The sequence below is a fragment of the Kineococcus sp. NBC_00420 genome, assembly GCF_036021035.1.
In the GTDB taxonomy this organism is placed as follows: domain Bacteria; phylum Actinomycetota; class Actinomycetes; order Actinomycetales; family Kineococcaceae; genus Kineococcus.
The window spans coordinates 1668632-1689863 of record NZ_CP107930.1; the positions used below are offsets into that span (position 1 = coordinate 1668632).

At 73.7% G+C, this 21232-nt stretch carries 21 protein-coding genes; 9 read left to right on the forward strand and 12 right to left on the reverse strand.

The window, feature by feature from the left end:
* Nucleotides 1–182 precede the first annotated feature (182 nt).
* Together OG218_RS08120 and OG218_RS08125 are read left to right on the forward strand one after the other, a co-directional pair.
* Nucleotides 183–1271, forward strand: a complete 1089-nt coding sequence (locus OG218_RS08120) for a fatty acid desaturase family protein (RefSeq protein WP_328292703.1) — start codon at nucleotides 183–185, stop codon at nucleotides 1269–1271.
* 134 nt (nucleotides 1272–1405) lie between these two features.
* Nucleotides 1406–1816, forward strand: coding sequence for an ATP-binding protein (locus tag OG218_RS08125; RefSeq protein ID WP_328292704.1), 411 nt, complete (start codon nucleotides 1406–1408; stop codon nucleotides 1814–1816).
* A gap of 12 nt (nucleotides 1817–1828) precedes the next feature.
* On the opposite strand, the gene OG218_RS08130 is transcribed toward OG218_RS08125, so the two are convergent.
* Nucleotides 1829–3994, reverse strand: coding sequence for a SpoIIE family protein phosphatase (locus OG218_RS08130; RefSeq protein ID WP_328292705.1), 2166 nt, complete (start codon nucleotides 3992–3994; stop codon nucleotides 1829–1831).
* A 240-nt stretch (nucleotides 3995–4234) separates the two neighbouring features.
* Here OG218_RS08130 and OG218_RS08135 point away from each other — a divergent pair, with 240 nt between their 5' ends.
* Nucleotides 4235–5281, forward strand: coding sequence for an NAD(P)-dependent alcohol dehydrogenase (locus OG218_RS08135; protein WP_328292706.1), 1047 nt, complete (start codon nucleotides 4235–4237; stop codon nucleotides 5279–5281).
* A gap of 58 nt (nucleotides 5282–5339) precedes the next feature.
* Here the strand turns inward: OG218_RS08135 and OG218_RS08140 are convergent, their stop codons facing one another.
* The gene (locus OG218_RS08140) at nucleotides 5340–5519 is read right to left on the reverse strand and encodes a hypothetical protein (RefSeq protein ID WP_328292707.1); all 180 of its coding nucleotides are present in this window, start codon (nucleotides 5517–5519) and stop codon (nucleotides 5340–5342) included.
* 84 nt (nucleotides 5520–5603) lie between these two features.
* Between OG218_RS08140 and OG218_RS08145 the strand changes: the two genes are divergently transcribed.
* Entirely contained in the window at nucleotides 5604–6002 is a 399-nt protein-coding gene (locus OG218_RS08145; RefSeq protein WP_328292708.1) for an OsmC family protein, read from the forward strand.
* A gap of 24 nt (nucleotides 6003–6026) precedes the next feature.
* Nucleotides 6027–7037, forward strand: a complete 1011-nt coding sequence (locus OG218_RS08150) for a hypothetical protein (protein WP_328292709.1) — start codon at nucleotides 6027–6029, stop codon at nucleotides 7035–7037.
* Between the two features lie 20 nt (nucleotides 7038–7057).
* Here the strand turns inward: OG218_RS08150 and OG218_RS08155 are convergent, their stop codons facing one another.
* From OG218_RS08155 to OG218_RS08165, 3 genes are read right to left on the reverse strand one after another with little or no spacing between them, the layout of a single operon-like run.
* Nucleotides 7058–7933, reverse strand: coding sequence for a carbohydrate ABC transporter permease (locus OG218_RS08155; protein ID WP_328292710.1), 876 nt, complete (start codon nucleotides 7931–7933; stop codon nucleotides 7058–7060).
* Nucleotides 7930–8853 (reverse strand): carbohydrate ABC transporter permease, encoded by a 924-nt coding sequence (locus OG218_RS08160; RefSeq protein WP_328292711.1) that lies wholly within the window; start codon nucleotides 8851–8853, stop codon nucleotides 7930–7932. The genes OG218_RS08155 and OG218_RS08160 overlap by 4 nt, the downstream gene beginning before the upstream one ends.
* On the reverse strand, nucleotides 8850–10163 hold the full coding sequence (locus tag OG218_RS08165) for an ABC transporter substrate-binding protein (RefSeq protein ID WP_328292712.1): 1314 nt from the start codon (nucleotides 10161–10163) through the stop codon (nucleotides 8850–8852). The genes OG218_RS08160 and OG218_RS08165 overlap by 4 nt, the downstream gene beginning before the upstream one ends.
* 197 nt (nucleotides 10164–10360) lie before the next feature.
* Here OG218_RS08165 and OG218_RS08170 point away from each other — a divergent pair, with 197 nt between their 5' ends.
* Nucleotides 10361–10600: a hypothetical protein gene (locus OG218_RS08170; protein ID WP_328292713.1), complete on the forward strand. Its 240-nt coding sequence runs from the start codon at nucleotides 10361–10363 to the stop codon at nucleotides 10598–10600.
* A 152-nt stretch (nucleotides 10601–10752) separates the two neighbouring features.
* The gene (locus OG218_RS08175; protein ID WP_328292714.1) at nucleotides 10753–11625 is read left to right on the forward strand and encodes an FkbM family methyltransferase; all 873 of its coding nucleotides are present in this window, start codon (nucleotides 10753–10755) and stop codon (nucleotides 11623–11625) included.
* On the opposite strand, the gene OG218_RS08180 is transcribed toward OG218_RS08175, so the two are convergent.
* The 3 genes from OG218_RS08180 to OG218_RS08190 are packed head-to-tail and all read right to left on the reverse strand — an operon-like array spanning nucleotide 11568 to nucleotide 14753.
* Entirely contained in the window at nucleotides 11568–12839 is a 1272-nt protein-coding gene (locus tag OG218_RS08180; protein WP_328292715.1) for a glycosyltransferase family 2 protein, read from the reverse strand. The two genes, OG218_RS08175 and OG218_RS08180, sit on opposite strands and share 58 nt — an antisense overlap.
* Entirely contained in the window at nucleotides 12836–13828 is a 993-nt protein-coding gene (locus OG218_RS08185) for a glycosyltransferase (RefSeq protein WP_328292716.1), read from the reverse strand. Before OG218_RS08185 ends, OG218_RS08180 begins: the two co-directional genes overlap by 4 nt.
* A gap of 28 nt (nucleotides 13829–13856) precedes the next feature.
* A complete protein-coding gene (locus OG218_RS08190) occupies nucleotides 13857–14753 on the reverse strand; it encodes a WcbI family polysaccharide biosynthesis putative acetyltransferase (protein ID WP_328292717.1) in 897 nt (298 codons plus the stop codon).
* 74 nt (nucleotides 14754–14827) lie between these two features.
* Here OG218_RS08190 and OG218_RS08195 point away from each other — a divergent pair, with 74 nt between their 5' ends.
* Nucleotides 14828–16060 (forward strand): glycosyltransferase, encoded by a 1233-nt coding sequence (locus tag OG218_RS08195; RefSeq protein ID WP_328292718.1) that lies wholly within the window; start codon nucleotides 14828–14830, stop codon nucleotides 16058–16060.
* On the opposite strand, the gene OG218_RS08200 is transcribed toward OG218_RS08195, so the two are convergent.
* Genes OG218_RS08200 through OG218_RS08215 form a run of 4 tightly spaced genes read right to left on the reverse strand, consistent with a single transcriptional unit; the run spans nucleotide 15970 to nucleotide 19656 of the window.
* Nucleotides 15970–16902, reverse strand: coding sequence for a glycosyltransferase family 2 protein (locus OG218_RS08200; RefSeq protein WP_328292719.1), 933 nt, complete (start codon nucleotides 16900–16902; stop codon nucleotides 15970–15972). The genes OG218_RS08195 and OG218_RS08200 overlap by 91 nt on opposite strands.
* Entirely contained in the window at nucleotides 16899–17879 is a 981-nt protein-coding gene (locus OG218_RS08205; RefSeq protein WP_328292720.1) for a hypothetical protein, read from the reverse strand. Before OG218_RS08205 ends, OG218_RS08200 begins: the two co-directional genes overlap by 4 nt.
* Complete coding sequence (locus OG218_RS08210) at nucleotides 17876–18967, reverse strand: hypothetical protein (RefSeq protein WP_328292721.1); 1092 nt, start codon at nucleotides 18965–18967, stop codon at nucleotides 17876–17878. Before OG218_RS08210 ends, OG218_RS08205 begins: the two co-directional genes overlap by 4 nt.
* A gap of 41 nt (nucleotides 18968–19008) precedes the next feature.
* A complete protein-coding gene (locus OG218_RS08215; protein ID WP_328292722.1) occupies nucleotides 19009–19656 on the reverse strand; it encodes a hypothetical protein in 648 nt (215 codons plus the stop codon).
* A 129-nt stretch (nucleotides 19657–19785) separates the two neighbouring features.
* Here OG218_RS08215 and OG218_RS08220 point away from each other — a divergent pair, with 129 nt between their 5' ends.
* Nucleotides 19786–20970: an aminotransferase class I/II-fold pyridoxal phosphate-dependent enzyme gene (locus OG218_RS08220; protein WP_328292723.1), complete on the forward strand. Its 1185-nt coding sequence runs from the start codon at nucleotides 19786–19788 to the stop codon at nucleotides 20968–20970.
* Nucleotides 20971–21232: the final 262 nt, after the last annotated feature.

The following is a 21232-nucleotide window of genomic DNA, read 5'->3' on the forward strand; positions in this document are numbered from 1 at the left end:
TGGAGGAACCCTGGTGTCATCGGCGAACCATCTCCGCAGGTGGAGCGCCCGAACCGGTGACGTGGTGCGGAATCCACCCCGCTTGCCCTGCTCGCCCGCAGGTGGTGTTGTGACCTCTACAGCGATGTGTTGCCCCGAACCCTGGTGGCGCGTCGGTCACGACGCGGACGACAGGAACGGCCATGGCACTCGAGCAGTCCCCGACGGCGGGCGCGACGCGCACCGCGCGAGCGGCCCACCGCAGCACCAGCACGTACACGGCGCTCGCGCAGCGCGTGCGCGAGGCGGGGCTCATGCGACGCCGCCTGGGCTACTACTGGCGCCGCATCACCACCCTCGTCGTCGTGCTGGCCGTCCTGGCGACGTCCCTGCAGTTCATCGGCGACACCTGGTGGGTGCTGCTGCTCGCCCCGGTCGTGTCGCTGACGTTGAGCCAGGTCGCCTTCCTGGGCCACGACGCCGCGCACCAGCAGATCTTCAGCACCCCGAAGTGGAACGCCCTCGCCTCCCGGTGCCTGGCCAGCCTGCTCGGCGGGCTCAGCCACGGCTGGTGGCTGGGCAAGCACAACCTCCACCACGCCGCGCCGAACCAGGTCGGGCGCGACACCGACATCAACTCCAAGGTCCTCGCCTTCCACCCGGAGGCGCTGGAGGGGATGGGCCGCACCCACCGCTGGCTGCTGACGCACCAGGGTTTCTGGTTCTTCCCGCTGCTGATGCTCGAGGGCTTCAACCTGCACGTCGACAGCGCCTCGGCCCTGTTGCGACGGGGTGCGATGAAGCGCACCCACGTCGACGTCCTCATGGTCCTGGGCCGGTGGGCGGTCTACGCCACGATCCTGCTGCTCGCGGTCTCCCCGGGGAAGGCCGCCGCCTTCGTCGCGATCGAGGTGTCCGTCTTCGGGGTCCTGCTGGGCGGGGCCTTCGCCCCCAACCACACGGGGATGCCGTTGCTGGCGCGGGGCGCGAAGCTCGACTTCCTCAACCGCCAGGTCCTGTCCTCGCGCAACGTGGGGGGCGGCCGCCTCGTCGACTTCTTCATGGGCGGGCTGAACCGCCAGGTCGAGCACCACCTCTTCCCGAGCATGCCGCGGCCGAACCTGCGCCTCGTGCAGCCCCTGGTGCGCGCGCACTGCGCCGAGGTCGGCATCCCCTACACCCAGACCAGCGTCACCGGCGCCTTCGCGGCCGTCGTCACGCACCTCAACACCGTGGGCCTCGCCGGGCGTCGGCAGAACTCCTGCCCGCTGGCGGCACAGCTGCGCAGCTGAGGCCGCCGGGCGACCCGGCGGGTGCGTGCGGTGGCGCCTCCGTGCGAGCGGCCCCACAGTGGGCACGGACCCGGTCGGGTCCGAGGTGATCGCGCTCCCCCGGGCCGGCGCTCCGACGAGGGACGGATCAGCAGGTGCTCCAGCTCGAACTCCCCACCGAGACCCGGTCGGTGTCGCTGGCCCGTCACCGCGTGCACGAGTACTGCGTCGGTGACGACTGCGCCGCCGCCTCCACCCGCGGTGGGACCGCGGCGCCCGGCGTCGACCTGTTGCAGGTCGTGGCCCTGCTGACCACCGAACTCGTCGCCAACGCCGTCCGGCACGGCGGCGGGGACCGGGTGCGGGTGACGGTGGACTGCTCGGTGGGCGGGGTGCGGGTCACGTGTTCCGACGACAACCCCGCCGAGCCGGTCGTGCGCCACGTCGACGCCGACGCGACGAGCGGTCGGGGCATGGCCCTGGTCGACGTCCTCGCCGACAGCTGGGGCAGCGTCCGGGCGGTCACCGGGAAGCAGGTGTGGTTCCAGGTCGGCGGCGACGCCTGAACCTGCGACGCCTCAGGAGATCCGACCGGGACCCGCCTCGGGCGGACGCGGTCGGTCCTCCGGGTGGGCCCGGACGGCGAGGATCGCGCAATCGTCCTCGGGCGAATCGCCGACGAGTTCCACCACGAGCCGGTCCAGCAGTTCCTCCAGGGTGAGGCCGCCGCAGCGGCCCAGGACCCGGCGGAGGTCGGCGAGGCCATCGTCCAGGCTCCGGCCGCGGTGCTCGATGAGGCCGTCGGTGTAGAGGAGCACCGTGCTGCCCGGCGGCAGGAGGTGCACCTGGTCGGTGCGGACGGTCTCCGGGATCAGCCCGATGAGCAGTTCCGGCTCGGACTCCATGACCTCCGTGCCACCGTCGGCGGTCAGGACGACCGGCGGAGGATGGCCGGCGTTCGTCCAGCGGAGCCTGCGCAGCCCCTCCGCGGCGTCCTCCTCGGTCTGCTCGATGCGCGCCAGGACGAGGGTCGCGAGGCCCTCGACGTGCAGACCCGCGAGCGCCCGGTCGAGGCGGGACACGACCTCCGACGGAGGTTCCAGGCGGTCGAAGGCGAACGCGCGCAACAGACCTCGCAGCTGCCCCATGTGCCCCGCGGCGGTCATGTCGTGGCCGGTGACGTCGCCGATGACGACGGTGGTGGCCCCGTCGGGGAGGACGACGGCGTCGTACCAGTCCCCGCCCACGTACTCCCCCACCGCAGCGGGGACGTAGCGGGCGCGGATCTCGAGGTGGTCCGGCTCGGGCAACCGGGTCAGCATCGACTGCTGGAGGATCTCCGCGGCGCTGCGGCGTTCGCTGATGAGGGTCGCGCGCTGCACGGCCTGGGCGGTGTAGCCGGCCAGCGCCTGCAGCGCCGCCCGCTGCTCCGCGGAGAAGTCCTGAGCCTGGTCCCAGTAGAGGAAGACGGCGCCCACGACGTCGCGCCCGACGACGAGCGGGAGGTTCACCGTCGCCCCCAGGGAGGGCAGGACGGCGCGGGCCGGGAGGTCCGGGTGCACCGCGAGCAACTGCTCGCGGTCCCGGTGGAAGACCGCTCGCCGGGTGCGGACCGCGGCGGCCACCGGTGAGTCCTCGTCCCAGGCGACCCGGGCCCAGGAGGGGTTCATGCCGGCCGGCATGTGCTCCAGCGAGCTGAACCGGAGGTGCGTGCGGGCCGCGTCCGCCAGCAGCAGCCCACCGCCCGCGGCTCCGAGTTCCGCGGCCACGACGTCGGTGATCGTGGCGGCGACCTGGTCCACGGTGATCGTCGCGGTCAGAGCTTCGCTCAGCGTGAGCAGCAGCCGCCCGAAGCGGCCCGCGTCCTCGGCGGCGGCCTGGGCCGCGCGCGCGGCGGCGGCCTCGGCGAGGGCCGCGTCGCGCTGCTTCGCGGCCACCACCTGGCCGGTCACGTCGCTCTGGACGCTGACCCGGTGGATGAGGCGGCCCTCGGCGTCGAAGACCGGGGACACGACCACGTTGTTGTAGAACGCCGACCCGTCCTGGCGGTAGTTCAGCAGGACCTGGCTCACCGTCCTCCCGGCGGCGATGCCGGCGCGCAGGTTCGCGACGGCCTCGGGGTCGGTGTCCGGCCCCTGCAGGAAGCGGCAGTTGCGCCCCAGCACCTCCGCGGCGTCCCAGCCGGTGAGCTGCTCGAAGTTCCGGCTGACCCAGACGAGCGGTTCGTCCGGCGCGGCCGGGTCGCTGATGGCCATCGCGAGACCGCTGGAGAGCACCGAGCGGTGGGCCCGGTCGACCACGGCGGCGGCCCGGACCCCGGCCACGGCGTCGGGGAAGCGCACCGGCAGCAGCACCAGCAGCGAGCGCGCCCGCAACGGCAGCGGCGCGTCGTGCAACGGCATCCCGATGGCCCACAGCGCCTCCCGGGCCTCGGTCGCCTCCGACCGCAACGCCGCGCTGACCTGGCGGCCGGTGTCGGGATCACCCGCGGCGACCCGGGTGAGCGGGGTGCTGCTCGCGCTCAGCGGGCTTCCCGGGTCGACCTCGAGTCCCGCCGCGCGCGACCAGTCCTCGACGTCGAGGGGCAGCCGCACGTCCGGGGCCAGCTGGCGGGCCAGGTCGTTGACGTAGACGACCTTGGTCGACTCGGTGTCGACGAGCAGGACCGCCGCCGGGTAGTCGTGCACCACGGCGGGGAGTTGCCCGACACCGTCCGGCAACGCACCCGCAGGCTGATGACTCACGGTGGGAGCTTACGAGCGTCGCGCCCCGGCCGGCGCCGCCGCAGGCCGCCGGGGCCGCCCGACGCGCTGGACCGGCTCGACCGCTGCCGGCGAGGGAGGGTGTGACAGGGCCCCCCGGGAGGGCCGTTCCGGCAGTCCCCGACCGCCCCGGTCGTGTTCGACTGGCGTCGGTCCCGGAGTCGATCACGTAGTCGATACCCGGACCCCACCACCCTTTCGTCCGCGAGGAGAACGCACCGCATGACCACGACCGTGAAGGCCTACGCGGCCACCGCCGCCGACCAGCCGCTGACCCCGACCACCATCGAGCGTCGCGACGTCGGGCCGCACGACGTCCTGATCGACATCAAGTTCGCCGGCATCTGCCACTCCGACATCCACACCGCCCGCAGCGAGTGGGGCGCCACGAACTACCCGGTCGTCGTCGGCCACGAGATCGCCGGCATCGTCGCCGAGGTCGGCTCCGAGGTCACCAAGCACTCCGTCGGCGACCGCGTCGGCGTCGGCTGCATGGTCGACTCCTGCGGGGAGTGCGAGTACTGCACGGGCGGCGAGGAGCAGTTCTGCGTCAAGGGCAACGTCGGCACCTACGCCGGTGTCGGCAAGGACGGCGAGCCCACCCAGGGCGGCTACGCCCAGGCCATCGTCGTGACCGAGGACTTCGTGCTCCGGATCCCCGAGGGCATCGAGCTCGACGAGGCCGCGCCGCTGCTGTGCGCCGGGATCACCACGTACTCCCCGCTGCGCCACTGGAACGCGGGCCCCGGCAAGAAGGTCGCCGTCGTCGGCCTCGGCGGGCTCGGCCACATGGCCGTCAAGATCGCCGCCGCCATGGGCGCGGAGGTCACCGTCCTGTCGCAGTCGCTGAAGAAGCAGGAGGACGGGCTGCGCCTGGGCGCCACGCACTACCACGCGACGTCCGATGAGTCGACGTTCCAGGACCTCGCGAGTTCCTTCGACCTCATCGTGAACACGGTCAGCGCCGTCGTCGACCTCGACGCCTACCTCTCGCTGCTGCGCGTGGGCGGCACGATGGTGAACGTCGGGGCGCCGGAGAAGCCGTTGTCGCTCGCGGTGTTCTCGCTCATCATGGCGCGGCGTTCGCTCGCCGGTTCCCCCATCGGCGGGATCCGCGAGACCCAGGAGATGCTCGACTTCTGCGCCGAGCACCACCTCGGCGCCGAGATCGAGGTCATCGGCGCGGAGCAGGTGAACGAGGCCTACGAACGCGTGCTGGCCTCCGACGTCCGCTACCGGTTCGTCATCGACGTCAGCACGCTGGACTGACGCACCGACGTGCGGACGGCCGGTCCTCCCGCGGGAGGGCCGGCCGTCGTCGCGTCGATCAGCCCTGATCGTCCCGCGGGTTGAGGGACGCCGGATCGCCGTCCTGGTCCTGATCCTCCGAGCCCTCGTCGTCGCGCGCTCCGTCGCCGGACTCCTCGTCCCGGAGGTCGCGGGGGTTCAGCATCCCCGGGTCCGCGTCGGCGTCCGGCACTTCCGGGTTCTCTCCTGGTTCCTGCATGGCCCCACTGTGCGCCGCGCACGGTCCCGGCGCGCGGGGAACTCCAACGCGCGGCCCCGGTCACCGGCTCGTAGCGTCGCCACCATGCCCACCGACCTGTACACGGCCGACGTCACGGCGTCCGCCGGAACCGCCCGCTCCGACGACGGTCTGCTGGAACTCGACGTCCGCGAGGCGACGTCGAGCGACGACTCCGGCGCCACGAACCCCGAACAGCTGATGGCCGCGGCGCTGAGCACGTGCCTGCTGGAATCCCTGAAGATCGCCACCAGCACCGCCGGGGGCAGCACCGAGGGCGCTCAGGTGCGTTCCCGGGTCACGCTGGCCCAGGACGACGGCCCCGGGTACTCGGCCCGCTACGAACTCCTGGTCACCCTCCCCGACGCGGGCGCCGAGCCGGACGACGTCCTGCAGCAGGCCCTCTCGATCTGCCCCTTCACGAAGACGATCGACGCGACGAGCCTCGACGTGCACCTCGTCTGACGCGTTCGACGCCTGACGCGCTCGATGTCTGACGTGCTCGATCCCGGGGAGGTCCGCCGGGCCGCCGCCGCGATCGCGGCCGAGGACGAGGAACGGGCCGGGGTGGCGATGTTCCTCGGGTTGCAGCCCCCACCGCCCCGTCGCGACGACCCGGCGCACGCCGACGTGGACCTCGGTCGTCGCCTCGGCGTCGTCTGGGACGTCCTGGCCGCGGCGGATCCCGACGTCACCGTGCAGGACGCCCTCGCGGTGCTCGCCGACCTGGAGTTCCGGCCCGTCCGCGCCCGGGCGGGGAACGAGGTCCCGGGGCGGTTGGCCGCGTGGCGTCCCGAGGGGTGGCGGACACCTCCCCGGGCCGAACGCGACGCCGAGGCGGCCCGGGTCCGGGACGCCCTCGTCGGGGGGCGCCTCCTGCGCGTCGTGAACTACCACGACACCCCGCTCTCGCGGCAGGAGGAGTTCCGGGTGGAGCTCCAGGGCTACGCCGCCCGCTTCGATCCCGTGTCCGCCGCCGACGTCCTCGAGTTCTTCGCCACCGGACGGTGGCGCACCGGGCGACCGGGGATCGTCCCGGCGTTCTTCGACGGTTTCGCCAGCGCGGTGCGCTGCGCTGCCCCGCTGCTGGCCGAGACGGGACTGACCGGCTGGTTCTACCCGCCCACGGAGTTCCTGGACGTGCGCCCGGGCGACCAGCAGGAGTTCGCCCGTACCCACGACTACGGCGTGCTCGAAAACCCCGGGGACCGGCTCGCCATGACCTGGGACGAACTCGCCCACCTCGCCGAGGACCACGAGGTGTGCGGGCACACGGCCACCCACGCGGCGTCGCCCGACGTGGTGAGCGACGACGACGTCGACCGGCAGGTGCGTGAACCTGTCCGTCGGCTCACCGAGGTCTGCGGGCGGACGCCCGCGGCGTGGGCCTGGCTGGGCGGTACCCCCTTCGACCCCGGTGCGCCCGGGGACCGCGCGGTGCTGGCCGCGGGGATCCCGTTGCTGACCTCGAACACGACGCTGGAACGCCTACCGTCCTGACGGCCGGACGACCGGAGGGTTCACTTCAGCCCGCTGCGGGAGATGCCGGCCACGAACTGCCGTTGGGCGACGCCGAAGAGGACGAGCACGGGCAGGATCGAGACCAGCGCGCCGGCCATCAGCGCCGGGTAGTCCGTCGTGTACTGCCCCTGCAGGAACGACAACCCCACCGGCAACGTGTACAGGTCGGGGTCGCGCAACGCGACCAGCGGCCAGGCGAACTCGTTCCACCGGTACATGAACGTCATGACCAGCAGCACCGCGATCAGCGGCCGCGACAACGGCAGCACGATCGACCACAACGTGCGGAACTGTCCCGCCCCGTCCAGCTGCGCCGCCTCGAGCAGTTCGTCCGGCAGCGACAGGAAGTACTGCCGGGCCAGGAACACCCCGAAGGCCTCCGCGGACCGCGGGACGATGACGGCCCAGTAGGAGTTGATCCAGCCCAGGTCGTTGACCAGGTCGAACTGCGGGATGAGCAACGTCTGGATGGGGATCATCAGGGTCGCGAGGATCAGGAAGAACACCACCGAGCGGCCGGGGAACCGGTGCTTGGCCAGCACGTACCCGGCTGTGACGTCCACGACGATGGTGATCACGACAGCCACCACGGCGATCGCGAACGAGTTCTGCAACCACTGCAGGACGGGGAAGTCCGTCAGCGCCCGGCGGAAACCCCCGAGGTCGACGCCGTGCGGCAGCAGGGAGACGCGGCCGGCGACGAGGTCGGCGCGGGAGGAGAGGGCCGTGACGACCATCCAGTACAGCGGGAAGACCCACACCAGGGCCAGGACGAGGACGACGACGAACCGCGGCCACCGCCTGGCCGGTCCCCGCGCGGTCGTCGTGGCCGAGCGCTGGACCCGCAGGTCGTGGGTGCGCGTGGAGGTGCTCACGACTCCTCCTCGCTCCGGGCCTGGATCCGCCACCACAGCAGGGTGGCGAGCAGGATCACGAGGAAGACGACGACCCCGATCGCGGAGCCGTAGCCCTGACGACGGGCCTGGAAACCCTGGGTGTAGGCGTAGGTGACGAGGATGTCCGTCGCTCCCGCCGGCCCACCCCCGGTCATGACGCGGACGACGTCGAACACCTGGAACACCTCGATCACCATGAGGACCGTGACGAAGAACGTGGTGGGGCGCAGCAGCGGCCAGCTCACGAACCGGATCCGTTGCCACCGGGAGGCTCCGTCGAGTTCCGCGGCCTCCAGGAGGTCCCCGTCGATGCCCTGCAGAGCGCTGAGGTAGAGGACCACGACGAGTCCGGTGCGCGCCCAGAAGAGCATCACGAACACCGAGACCGCCGCGGCGGTCCCGCCCGACTGCCAGTCCGGGGCGGGCAAACCCCAGCCGGAGAGGGTGCGGTCGACGATGCCGACGTTCTCGTCGAAGATCCAGCGCCCGGCCATCGCGACCACGACCCCCGAGATCACGTAGGGGGCGAGGAACAGCGCGCGGAAGATCCCGCGGGCCGGCAACCGGTCCCGCAGCAGCAGCGCGATGCCGAACCCGGCCGCGATGCTCGTCGGCACCGAGACGAGCGCGAGCAGACCGGTGTTGCCCGCGGCCCGCCAGAACGACGGGTCGCCCACCATCCGGGTGTAGTTCTGCAGGCCGACGAAGTCGGCGGTGCCGATGCCCGTCGAGTTCGTGAGCGAGATCCGCACGGCCTGCACCAACGGCCAGAGCACGAACAGACCGAACAGGACGAGCGCCGGCGTGAGCAGCGCGTAGGAGACCCCCCAGCGCCGGACGGCGGCCGCCCGGCGCCCGCCCGCCGGCCGGACCGCGAGCGGAGCGACGCTCTGGCTCACGACGTGAGGACCGACTGCACGCCGGCGACGAGCTGCGCCAGGGCCGCCCGGTCGTCGTCGCTGCCGAGGAAGACGGCGTCGAGGCGGTCGGCGAGCTGGCCGTTGATCGCGCTGAAGTCGGGGACGACGACCTGCTGGACGAGCTGCTCGCGGATGGTGGTCGCCTGCTCCACGAACAGCGGCATCAGGTCGGGGCGGACCGTGTAGTCGAGGGTGGCCGGGTCCACGTCGGTCCGGGTGGGCAGGACGGTCGCGGCGGCGCAGAACGCACCCATCTGCTCCGCACCCGCGCAGTAGGCCAGGAAGTCCAGGGCCGCGTCCTTGCGCGGGCTCGCCTCGACCGCGACGAGGGCGTTCCCGCCGAGGTCGGCGGAGGCGTTGACGTCGCGGGGCAGGAACGTCGCCTGGTAGTCGAACCCGGCGCCGTCGATCTCCTCCAGCAGGAAGTCCCCGGCGAAGACCATGGCGACGGTCTGGTTCACGAAGAGGTCGCTGGCCGGCTGCCCACGGGAGGACGAGGCCTGCGGGACGAGGCCCCGGCGGAAGAAGTCCCGGGTGTGGGTGAGGGCCTTCAGCATCCCGGGGTCGTCGGGCGCGACGCCCTTCAGGTCCTCGGTCAGCAGCCGGCCCCCGGCCTGGTCGACGAAGTTCAGCCAGCGGTAGGCGCCGGCGTTCTGCCAGTTCACCGCGAAGGCGTAGGTGTCCGCGCGCGAGGGCTGCACCCGGCCGGCGGCGTCGAGGAACTGCTCCCACGTCCACGCGGTGTCCAGCGTGCTCGGCAGCGTCCCGAGCCCGGCCGAGGCGACCGCGGCGGTGTTCACCAGGACCATGGAGGTGTCGGTGTGGTGCGGGACGCCGAACGTGCCGTCGTCGTCGCTGACGGCGCTCCAGAACGCCGGGAGGAACGACTTCTCCAGGCTGGACGCGTCCTTCAGGTCGGCCAGCACGTTCTGCGCCCGGTAGGCCGCGACGTCGGTGTAGCTGACCCGGAAGAGGTCCGGCGGACTGTCGGTGCGCAGGCCGGTGTCGACGGCGGTCAGGACCTCCGAGTACGGCACGACCTGCAGCTTCACGGTCGGACCGCCCTGGGCCTCGAACCCGTCGGCGAGGGTCTGGAACGCCTTGAGCTCGGCGTCACCGGCCCACGTGATCATCGTCAGGGTGCTGTCGTCCCCGCCCGAGGGCGGGTCGTCGGAACCGGTCGAGAACCCGCCGCAGGCGCTGAGGCCGAGGGCGCCGGCGGTGCCGGCGCCGGCAGCCAGGACCGACCGTCGGGTGGGCCGTCGGGTGGGAGTGGTGGAACGCGACATCAGGACTCCGGGGGGCTGCGCGGGCGCTGGGGCACTCGCTGGGTGAGGCAGCGGGGGGAAGGGTGGCGTCACCGTATCGGCGTGCCCTCGGCCGGGCGCGGTCAAACCCACAGGAGTTTCGAGATGCGACGCCGGCCGTCTCGCGGTCCGATGGCGGGGTAGGGCTCGCGCGGGCGAATCCCCGCCCGGTCAGCGCCGTGCCCACCGACGACGAGGAGAATCCTGTGATCAAGTACCTGCACGACGCCGGTGTGAAGTCCGACTGGGCCTACACCGCCGGTTTCGCGAGCATCGGCCTCTCGTTCCTGGCCTGGGGGATCTCCCGTCAGGCGGAGGACGCCGGGACCGACCGCGCCGACCGTTGGGGCATCTTCGTCGGCCACTGGGCCCCCACCTTCTTCGGCGTCGGGCTGGCCCTGCACACGTACGAGAAGTGATCCGCGGGCGTCACCCGGTCCCCGGGTGACGCCCTCACCGCACCGGACGGTCCCACCCGGGGCGCAGGAGGCTTCGCCTCGCGCGTTCGCGCCGCTCCCGTAGCCTCACCTGCACATCGGCGCCACCCGGGCCGTCGTCAGGAAGGTGCAACGTGCAGTCGTGGATCGAACTCCTCGCAGCGACCCGGCGGACGGCGGTGGTCGACATCGGGGCGAACCCCATCGACGGTGACCCGCCCTACGCCCCGATGCTGGCCGCGGGGTTGTGCACCGTGGTCGGGTTCGAACCTCAGGCCGACGCGCTGGCGAAGTTGCACGCGGCGGCCGGTCCCCACGAGCGCTACCTGCAGCACGCGGTCGGTGACGGTGGCGGCCACGAGCTCAAGGTCACCTGGATGAACGGGATGACCAGTCTCTTCGAGCCGGACGTCGCCCGCCTGTCGGCCCTGAATGAGTTCGCCCGCTACGGCCAGGTGCTGGAGCGCATCCCGGTCGCGACGACGCGACTCGACGACGTCCCCGACCTCGGACCGCTGGACCTGCTCAAGATCGACGTCCAGGGTTCGGAGCTCATGGTGTTCCAGAACGGCCGGAGGACCCTCGCCGACGCCGTCGCGGTGCACACCGAGGTCTCCTTCGTCCCGCTCTACCAGGACCAGCCGTTGTTCGCCGACGTCGACGCGGAACTGCGCGCCCAGGGTTTCCTGCCGCACGCCTTCGCCGCCGTCAAGCGCTGGCCGATCTCCCCCGGGGTCCTGGACGGGAACATCTTCGCGACCCACCAGCAGCTCCTCGAGGCCGACGTCGCCTACGTCAAGGACTTCGGCCAGCTCGGGGAGCTCTCGACGCAACAGCTCACCCACCTCGCGCTGCTCGCCCACCACGTCTACGCCTCGCCCGACCTGGTGGTGCGCTGCCTGGTGGAACTGGTGGGCCGGGGTGACGTGGACGGTGAGGTCGTGCCGGCCTACGGCCGCGAGCTCGGGGTGTCGCTGGGCACGAACGGGGTCCGCAGCGACGTGTGAGGGCGGGGACGCCGGTGGTCCTCGCGGCCCCACGTCCGCTGCAGGTCGCTGTCGACCGCCTCGGCCGCCGTGACGCCGGGGACGTCGAGGACCTCGGCCCCCTCGCCGCGGGCCAGGTCCCGGCTGCGCCGGACCACGAGGTGCTCCCCGACCCGCGCGGGGGCCACGTCCGCGAGGTCGCGCAGGGTGCTCCCCGACAGCAGGACGGGGACGTCGAGGTCGACCCGGAACCGGCAGCGGCGCAGCACGTCCCACGGCGGGCGGCCGCGGTGGACGCGCGGGTCGTCCAGCAGGTCCGCCGCCTCCCCCGAGACCAGCCAGACCCCGGCGTCGGAATCCCGCAGCAGCGAACGGACCGACGCCACGACGTCCGCCGGTTCGCGGCCGCGGTCCTCGAGGGTGACGACGACGTCGGGGTGGGACCAAATCAGGCCCTCCCCGCGGGCCGCGGGGTCGGGGACGAACCGGGCGAGCGTCAGACCCTCGAGGTTGCGCGAGGACCGCGCCTGCGCCTCGTCGGTCCGCCCGGCGAAGTCCGGGCCGTCGTGCCAGGCCACGGCGTCACGGGCGTGCACGAACCCGGCGCCCGCGACCCAGCAGCGGTGGGCGAACTCCCAGTCCTCGCCCCCGTAGGCGGTGAACGCCTCCTCGAACCCGGAGACCTCCTCGAACAGTTCCCGCGTGACGCTGAGCACCGCGGAGATGACGAACCGGTAGGCGTCGTCCCCGGCGGCGCGCAGGTCGTCGGTGCGTTCGTAGGCCTCGACCAGCCAGGCGGGTTCGGGGAACTCCCGCGCGGCCGGGACGCCCGTCGCGAACCAGGCGCGGAGCTCGCCCGGGGTCGTCGACGCGAGGTCGGCGTGGCGTCGACGCCCCACCACGAGGTCGGCACCGCCGGCCACCGCACGCACCACGGCCGAGACGTACCCGGGTTCCGGCACGGTGTCGGCGTCGAGGAAGCAGAACAGCGAACCCCGACCGGCCGCCGCCCCGAGGTTGCGGGCGGCCGCGGCCCGGAAACCCCGGTCCGGCTGGGACACGACCCGCACCGGGTAGGGACGTGGCCCGGGCTGCGGCTCCACCCGGGAACCGTCGTCGGCGACGACGACCTCGAGGGAGGGGTGGTCCTGGAGTTCCAGCGCGGTCAGCACGAGGTCCAGACCGTGCGGGTCCTCGAAGTAGGGCACCACGACCGTGACGAGCGGGATCCTCACGCGGGCAACCGGTCCGCGATCGCCAGCAGTTCTTGGACGGTCTCCTCCAGCGTCGGTCCGCCCGGGCCGTCGGCCCAGCTGAGTTCCGGTGTCGACCAGACCTCGAGCAGGGCGCTCGCCAGGTCGTCGTAGACCCGGACGCAGTCGGGGTGACGCTCCAGCAGTTCCGTGACGTAGTCGCTGCGCGGCACCAGCGGACGTCGCCCGGCCCCGATCCAGGCGTTGATGGAACCCGAGGCGGAGAGGTGCTCGTGCGGGGCGACCGGAACCACCGCGGAACGCAGCAGCGCGGGGAGCTCCGCGTCGGGCACGTACCCGGTGACCTCGAAGCTGCGTCCCTTCGCGTGGGCCCGGCGGGTGAGTTCCGCCACGAGGTCCTCGTGCCCGTCGGAGGGCCGGCCGAGGGCGGACAGCCCGACCCCGGCGGGCAGGCCGTCGAGGGCGTCCAGGACGAGTTCGTGCCCCTTCCCGGGGTAGAGGAAACCCAGGACGGCCACGGCCACGGGTCGCGCCCACGGGTCCGCCGCGGGCGAGGGGGCGAACCGCGGAACGGGCAGCGGCACCACGTCGGCCAGCCGGCTGACCCCGCAGGCCGCGAGCAGGCGCTGCTCGTGCCGGCTGGACACCACCACGGCGGAGGCCGCCTCCGCCATCCGCCGGTAGGCCCGCGCCCGGCGGGGGTGGTTGACCGGACCGTCGCTGGGTTGCGGCAGGTCGTGCAGGGTCACCAGCAGGTCCCGCGCCGACGCCAGCCCCTCGACGAACGCGGCCGCCTCGTCGGCGTCCCGGCCGAAGAGCCGGTCGGTGACGTGCACCAGGACGGGTCCGGGCCCCACCCCGTCCAGCTCCCGCAGGACGTCGGGGAGGTCGGGACGTCCCCCCCGCCGCACGAGCCGACGGCCGGGATCGCCGCCCACGACCCCCCACTGGGCCAGCGCCGCCGCCGTCACCCCGTGCTCGGCCGGGCCGACGACCAGGGACACCGTCACGACAGCACCCTCACGACAGACAGCACCGTCACGACAGCACCGCCGCGACCTCCGCGTGCCGGGCCAACCCCGCCTCCGCCACCCCCGGGTGCTCCCGGTACCAGCGCAGGTGGGCTTCGCGGACCTCCGCGTCAGCGACCTCGCGCCCGGCCACGGTCCAGCCCGGCCGCCCGCTCCCCGCCAGCCCCAGGGCGGACAGGACCTCCGGCAGCACCGGGGCGTGGACGCTGTCCAGCAGGGTGCGGCCCGGATCGTCGACCGCGGCGGGCAGCCCGCAGGCCCGCAGGACCCGTTCGGCCAGACCGCGAAGGACGTCGTTGCCGGGGTGGTTGATCGTCTGCGTCGCGCGGGCGCCGGCGGCGAGCAGCAGGTCCGCGACCTCGAGCGCCCCGTGCCGGGCGCAACGCTCCTGCAGTTCCCGCACCGACACCGCGCGCACCTCCCGCACCGCCTCGGGCGAGGGGACCTCGGGCAGCGGTGGACGCCCGGCGGCCAGCGTCAGGGAACGCAGGTCGTGGTAGGGCACGACCGGTGGTTCACCGGACTCCGGACTGCGCACGATCACCTGGAACGGGTGCAGCGCAGCCCACCTCAGCACCGGTACGACCACCACCCGCGGGGTGCGCGGGGCACGCGCGGCCAGCTGCGCCGTGCCCAGCGGCAGGTCGCGGTAGCCGTCGCGCACCGGTTGCGACACGAGGACGTCGACGTGAGCCAGCAGCCGGTCCAGGTGGGGCAGGTCCGCGGCGGTCAGCTCGTGGACCGGCGGCACCCGCACGGTGCGGACCGGGGAGGAGGGCGTTCCCAGCAGGACCCGCAGGGACTCCGCCTGGCAGTTGCCGTGGACGAGCACCAGCGGTCGGCCGTCGTGGACGGGCAGGGGCACCAGCCCGTAGAACCCTCCGTAGTGCTCCTCCCTCGTCACGGGTTGACAATAGAGGGACCAGCCCCCGGGGGCCCCCGGAAGCGGAACCGCGCTGGGCGTGCTGTCATCCTCCTGTGCTCGACACCCACGCCTCCTCCCACCGGTTCCCGGGAGGACTGACCCGTCACCCGGCGCGTCGGACGGCGCAGGCACGGCGCGGACCCTCGGAGCCGCTGCGGATCGCCGTGCTCGGACCGAGCCGTCACCCCGTCGCCGAGCCGTACGCGGGCGGGCTCGAGTCCTTCGTGGGCACGCTCGTCGACGGGTTGCGCGCCCGGGGTCACCAGGTCATCCTCTTCGCGGGCGCCGGCTCACCGGGGGTCCAGCCCGAGGTCCTCGGGGGTGGGTCGTGGGCGGCGGACGACCTCGCCCGCACCGACTCGTCGATGCCGGCCGCGGAGTTCATGACCGAGCACCACGACCACCTCCGCGTCATGACCGCCCTGCGCACGACCTACGCCGGTCACGTCGACGTCGTGCACAACAACTCGCTGCACTACCTCCCCCTCGCCCTGGCCGACACGCTGCCGGTACCGGTCGTGACGAGCCTGCACACCCCGCCGACGCCGTGGCTCACGTCCGCGCTGGCCGCGGGCGGCGGATCGGCCGCGTTCACCTGCGTCAGCGGTTTCACCGCCGCCCAGTGGTCACCGCACGTCCCGTCGGTGCAGGTCGTCCCGAACGGGGTCGTCCCCCGCCGTTGGCGACTCGGTCCGGGACGCGGTGGACTCCTCTGGTTCGGCCGGATCGTGCCCGAGAAGGCCCCGCACCTCGCCCTGCGGGCCGCGGCGCTCGCCGGCCGGCACCTGGACCTCGTCGGACCCGTCGCCGACCCCGCGTACTTCGCCGCCGAGGTGGAACCCCTGCTGGGCCCGGACGCCACCTACCGGGGGCACCTGGGCGGTCACGACCTCAGCCGGGCGGTCGGCAACGCCTCGGCGGTCCTGGTGACCCCGGTCTGGGACGAGCCGTTCGGGCTGGTCTGCGCGGAGGCGGCCATGTCGGGGACGCCGGTGGTGGCCTTCGACCGGGGTGGGATCCGTGAGGTGCTGAGCCCGGGCGGAACGACCGCGATGGGTCGCGTCGTGCCGGCCGACGACGTGGCCGCGCTGGCCGCGGCCGTCGACGACGTCCTGGTGCTGGACCGACGTGAGGTCCGGCGCCACGCGCTGGAGCACCTGTCCTTCGACGGGGTGGTCGACGCCTACGAGCGCCTCTACGCGAGGGTGCTCGGACGCTGGTCGGACACCACCGAGGGCCGGGTCGAGGGCCGGGTCGAGGACCAGGTCGAGGTCGCCGCGTCGTAGGCGGCCAGTCCCCTCTCCTGGAACTCCGCCAGCCAGCCCTCCATCGGGAACCACCCCCACCGCCGGTGGAACACCGCGGCGTTGCGCAGGACGGCCTCCAGGTGCTGGACCGGTGGTCGCTGCGTGGGGTGGTGCTGGTGGTAGGCCTGCGCCCCGCCCACCCAGTGCAGCGCGCCGCCCATCGACCGCACCGTCGCGGCGACGTCGGTGTCCTCACCGCCGTAGCCGCGGAACTCCTCGCAGAAACCCCCGAACCGGCGCCAGTCCGCCGCCGTCGTGGCGAAGGAGAGCGACCAGAACAACCACCACTGCGACTCGTCGGCGAGGACCACCTCACCGGCCGCCGGGACGGGTCGCGCCGGGTGCGGATCGGCTGCGGCGGAGAGGCCTTCGAGGTCGCGGACGGACCGCACCACGACACCGGGCGGGAGGTAGGCGACGGTCCCGCACCACAACGCGGGCCCCGCGTCGGCTGCGCCGCGGGCGACCGCCCGTTCGTAGGCGGCGAGAGTGCCGGGCGCCGGGACGCAGTCGACGTCCAGCAGGACCAGGAGTTCCGCACCCCGACGGACGGCCTCGGCCGCGGCGGCGTTCCGCGCCCGGGCCAGCGGGAGTTCCCCGTCCGGCCCGACGGGGACGTCGACGACGACGACCTCGCAGGTCCCGGGCCGGTCGAACTCGGCGACGACCTCGCCCACGGCCGGGTCACCCATGGCCGCGACGACGTGCCAGCGCGGCGTGGAGGTGCTGCGCTGCAACCCGATCAGCTGACCGCGGAGGTGGTCGTGGCGACCCGCGACGATCGTGAGGACCGCGGTGGCCAGGACGGCGGTGGCGTTCACGCGCCACCCTCCCGGTCCGCGAGGTCGTCGAGGAACCGCGCCGCCCGGGCCGCCCCGTCGCCGGGCGCCCAGCGCTTCCAGGGTCCCGCGCCGACGGCGCGGGCCTCGACCAGGAGTTCCGGCCAGGCTCGGGGTTCCGGCCACTCGTCGAGGGCCGTGATCCCTTCGGCGCGCAGGAGTGCCGCCCGGCGGCGCTGTTCACCGAAGGGACGTTCCTGGGCCACGACGACGGCCGCCCGCCGCGCGGCCGCGACCTCCGCCACCGCGTTGTGACCGCCGTGGACGACGACGACCTCGTTGCGCTGCAACGCGTCCCAGACGTCGACCGGCCGGTCCCCACGACCGGGGACGAGGTACTCCCAGGTCCAGCCCGGCGTCGCCTCGCGGGCGCGCCGGAAGTCGTCGTCGCTGACGTCGCGGCCTCCGCTGCCCCAGAGGACGAGCACGGTGCCCGGAACGGGTTCGACGGTGGGGCGCCCGTCGAAGCGCGAGAACGCGCCCACGTGCACGACCGGGGTCCCCGACCCCGGGGACGGGTCCGCGGGTTCCGGCCACGGGGCCAGCAGGGCCCGGGCGACGTCGCGGCCCAGCCGGTGCGCGGGGTCGTCACGGTCCCCCAGCATCGCCGCCACGACGACGGGGACCCCGCACAACCGGGCCAGCAGCGCCACCTCGACGGAGACGTCGACGACCACGAGCGCCGGCCGGGCCGTCGCGATCCACGTCGCGATGCGGGCGGTGCGCGCGGCCAGCCCCGGGTGGTGCGCGGGAACCCAGTGCAACCGCCCCCCGGCGTCGACGCGGCTGCGGTCGAGGGGTTCGGTGTCGTCCCGTTCGAGCTGCACCCACTCCCCGTCCCAGTCCGCCGGCCGCGGGGCCGAGGAGAGCGCCGTCACCGGGGTGCGCAGGTGCCCGGCGACCGCCCGCAGCCGCTGCACGTGGCCGGAACCCTGGTGGTGGGCGTACCAGCCGATCACCGCGTCACCCCGACCCCACCCTCGACGACCCCACTCGTGACACGCTCCCGGACGGCCCGGTACAGGTCCCGGTGCGCGCGTGCGATCTCCAGCCGCTGCGCCGACCGACCCGCCGCGGTGGCCCCGGGAACGCCCGCGAGCGCGCGCCGCAACCCCGTCAGCACGGACTCCACGTCGTGCAGGTCCACCTGCTCCAGCGGGTGCTGCTCGGCGAGGAAACCCGCTCGGCCGGCCAGGACGGCGACCCCGAGGTCGTGGCAGAGTTCCAGCCAGCCCGAATGGGTCCCGTGGCCGTAGGCGACGACCGAGACGTCGAGGTCGAGCAGGTAGTCGAGGAGTTCCTCGTCGTCGAAGCGTCCGTGCACCCGCAGGTCGATGCGTCCCTGCTCCGCGGCGGCCCGCAACCACGCCGTGAGTTCCGCGTCGTGGCGGGGGAAGTCGGGGCGCAGCGCCTCGTCGTGGACGTCGACGCGCAACCGGGCCCCGGGAACCCGGGCCACCGCGTCGGCCAGGGTCCGCACCGCGGGCAGGGCCAGCAGGTTCGCCCGCAGGCTCTTGAGGTGCAGCCCGACCACGGGTGCGGGGTGGGCGGGACGCGGGGTCCCGATGCGTTCCGGCGGCGCGAGGTGCGGGTGCGGGACGACCACCGGCGTGCGACCCCACCGGTCCTGGACCGCCTGCGCCGCACCGGGCGTCAACGTCAGGACACCGTCGGCGGCCGGGACCAGGACGTCGAGCAGGCGGTGGTACCCGGACTGGTCCAGGAGGTGCGGGTTCTCCAGGTCGTGCACGGTGAGGACGAGGGCCTTCCCGGTGCCCCGCAGCGCGTCCACCAGGTCCTGGAGCTGCGCCGGGGTGCGCGACTCGAACCCGAAGTGCAGGTGCAGGACGTCGAACTCCTCGGCGTGCCCGACCACCCACGCGGCGTCGAGCGCCCGCGACGGTGCCCAGACGCCCGACGGCGCGGGTTCCGGTACCACGGTGACGTCCGGGACCCGTGCGTCCTGCACGTTGGCGACGTAACCGTGCCCACCCGGGACGTGCAGCACCCGGACGGCCCGCGCGGTCGTCGCCTCGTTGATCTCCACGGCAGTCATGGTGCGGGTTCCCGGGCGCTCGCGCGAGCTCGTCAGGCGGTGCGGCAGGGTGCGGGACAGGAGGACAGAGCGTCGATCAGCTTGCTGATGCGGCGGACGTGGTGCAGCGTCACGCCGTGCGCGAGGAGCGCCGTCGGCAGCAGGGTCCGGCGCTCCGGGGCGATGCGCTCCAGGACCGCGAGGGTGTGCTCCGGTGCCGCGAGCAGACCGTGCTCCTCGGAGGCGAGCAGCGCGACGGTGTCCAGCCACGGCTCGTCGGCGGGTTCCGTGCGCCCGGCGGGTGCTCCGGGGTCGCCGAGGTCCAGGGGCGCCACCACCGAGGCCCAGCCGCGCAGCTGTCCCGCGGCACCCTCGACGACGACCAGCGACGCGCCGTGGGCCCGCTGGACGGCCAGGTGCAGGGCGGCCGGGTCGGGGCAGTAGGCGAGGACCGGCACCCCCCGGGCCCCACCGGTGCTCATCCGCGGCGTCGCCGCGGTGTGCCGCCGGGCGAAGGCGAGCAGACGCTGGTTGACCGTCACCGTGACCTTGTCGTTGGTCACGAGCAGGCTCCGCGCACCGGACTCGGCGCCGCGCTGCTCGATCCAGGCGATCGCCGCGTCCGCGGCGGCGTCCCGTGGCCCGGCCTCGCGGAAGGGGACCCAGGCCGCGCGGTAGGTCGGCGGGATCCGGATCGGCACGAAGTCAACCTAACCTCCGCCCGGACCGGCCGCACCCACGACTCACGCGTCCGGCGGCGCGCGCAGGGCGGGCCGGGGACGGGGCGAGCGGTAGCCTCGCGCCACCAGTCCGCGGCTCGAGGGGAACCAGTGCAACTCGCGCAACGCGCCGAGACCGTCCAGCCGTTCCACGCCCTGGCCTTCGGCGAGCAGGCGGCGGTCCTCGAGGCGCAGGGCCACCACGTGGTGCGGCTCAGCATCGGGGAACCGGACTTCGGGGCCCCGCCGGCCGTGCGCGAGGCCATGCGGCAGGTGATGGACGGCCGTCCTCTCCCCTACACCCCGTCGATGGGTTCTCCCGCGCTGCGCCGGGCGATCGCGGGCTTCTACCGGGACCGGCACGGCGTCGAGGTGGACCCCGCGCGGATCGTCGTCACCTCCGGCGCGTCCAGCGCCCTGCTGCTGGTGCTGGCCGCGACGACCGACCCGGGGTCCGAGGTCGTGATGGCCGACCCGTCCTACCCCTGCAACCGGCAGATGGTGGAGACCTTCGGCGGGGTCGTCGTCACGGTGCCCACCACCGCGGCGTCGCGCTACCAGCTCGACCCGGGCGGCGTCGAGCGGGCGTGGACCGAGCGCACCCGCAGCGTCATGGTCGCCACGCCGTCCAACCCGACGGGGACGTCGATCCCGTTCGCGCAGTTGAGCGAGATCTGCGAGCAGGCGCGGGCCCGGGGGGCCTGGCGGATCGTCGACGAGATCTACCTCGACCTCTCCGACCCGGCGCCCGACGGCGCGGCGCCGCGGACGGTGCTCTCCGTCGACCCGGACGCGATCGTCGTCAACAGCTTCTCCAAGTACTTCGGCATGACCGGTTGGCGGCTGGGCTGGGCGGTCCTGCCGGCCGGGCTCGTCCCCGCGGTCGAGAAGCTCGCGATGAACTACTTCCTCTGCGCCTCCGCACCCGCGCAGCAGGCGGCGCTCGCCTGCTTCACCCCGGAGACCCTGGCCCTGTGCGAGGAGCGACGCCTCGAGCTCGGGGAGCGCCGCCGGATCGTGCTGACCGGGCTGGCCGGGATCGGGCTCCCCGTCCCCGTCGAACCCGACGGCGCGTTCTACGTCTACTTCGACGTCAGCGGGACCGGCCTGGGCGCCTGGGAGTTCTGCGAGCAGGCCCTGCAGCGGGCGCACGTGGCGCTGACGCCGGGTCGTGACTTCGGGGAGGCGACCGCCGAGACCCACGTCCGGTTGTCCTACGCCGCCTCGCGCGAAGAACTCCGTGAGGGCATCAGCCGACTGGGACGGTTCCTGGGTCTCCTCGGCGACGCCTCCTGACCACCGGGTCCAGCCCACTGCCGAGGGGCGGGACCGGGAACCGCCGGGGCTGGGTCCCGCGCACCCGGCGTTGCCGGGCTGCCGCCTCGCGCTCGGCGAGGAGCAACGCACGCCGCACGGCCCTCCCGGGGTCCGGCGGGGGCGGGATCGTCAGCATCGTTCTCCACAGGTGCGGTCGGGCGTGGTCACCGAACGGTAGGACGACTTCGGCTCTGCCGCAGGCCGAACGCTCCTGCGTACCAGCCCGGTCACGGAACGCGAC

Excerpts from the sequence above, each read along its gene's own strand:
- OG218_RS08150 (WP_328292709.1), top strand. The coding sequence starts at position 6,027 with ATGTCTGACGTGCTCGATCCCGGGGAGGTCCGCCGGGCCGCCGCCGCG.
- OG218_RS08165 (WP_328292712.1), bottom strand. The coding sequence starts at position 10,163 with ATGTCGCGTTCCACCACTCCCACCCGACGGCCCACCCGACGGTCGGTC.
- OG218_RS08135 (WP_328292706.1), top strand. The coding sequence starts at position 4,235 with ATGACCACGACCGTGAAGGCCTACGCGGCCACCGCCGCCGACCAGCCG.
- OG218_RS08120 (WP_328292703.1), top strand. The coding sequence starts at position 183 with ATGGCACTCGAGCAGTCCCCGACGGCGGGCGCGACGCGCACCGCGCGA.
- OG218_RS08145 (WP_328292708.1), top strand. The coding sequence starts at position 5,604 with ATGCCCACCGACCTGTACACGGCCGACGTCACGGCGTCCGCCGGAACC.
- OG218_RS08140 (WP_328292707.1), bottom strand. The coding sequence starts at position 5,519 with ATGCAGGAACCAGGAGAGAACCCGGAAGTGCCGGACGCCGACGCGGAC.